This is a genomic window from Streptococcus sp. GMD1S (assembly GCF_000296875.1).
Lineage (GTDB): Bacteria > Bacillota > Bacilli > Lactobacillales > Streptococcaceae > Streptococcus.
Genome location: NZ_AJQY01000444.1, coordinates 1 through 515 on the forward strand (window position 1 = coordinate 1; position 515 = coordinate 515).

The window sequence follows — 515 nt, forward strand, 5'->3', positions numbered from 1 at the left end:
TTTTTTATGCTATACTAGTTAGGACAATAAATGAGGTGAGAGTAAATGACAAAAGCTGATACGATTTTTAAAGAGAATATTGAACGAATCCTCAAAGACGGTGTCTTTTCTGAGCAGGCACGTCCCAAGTATAAGGATGGGACCGTAGCCAACTCCAAGTACGTAACGGGTGCCTTTGCCGAGTATGACTTGGCTATGGGGGAATTTCCCATCACAACCTTGCGTCCCATTGCGATCAAATCCGCCATCAAGGAAGTACTCTGGATCTACCAAGATCAGTCTAATAGCTTAGATGTTCTCAATGACAAGTACAATGTTCACTACTGGAATGACTGGGAAGTGGGAGATACGGGAACCATCGGTGAACGCTATGGGGCAGTCGTTAAGAAACACGACATCATCAATAAGATACTTAAACAGTTGGAAGCCAACCCTTGGAATCGTCGCAATATCATCTCACTCTGGGATTACCAAGCTTTTGAGGAGACAGATGGTCTTCTTCCATGCGCCTTTCA

Annotated in this window: 1 protein-coding gene; it reads left to right on the forward strand. The window is 43.9% G+C overall.

What is annotated here, in order from left to right; translation table 11 throughout:
* Nucleotides 1-45: 45 nt before the first annotated feature.
* Nucleotides 46-515 (forward strand): thymidylate synthase (locus GMD1S_RS10890; RefSeq protein WP_000158621.1); only part of this gene is annotated, 470 nt, incomplete at its 3' end.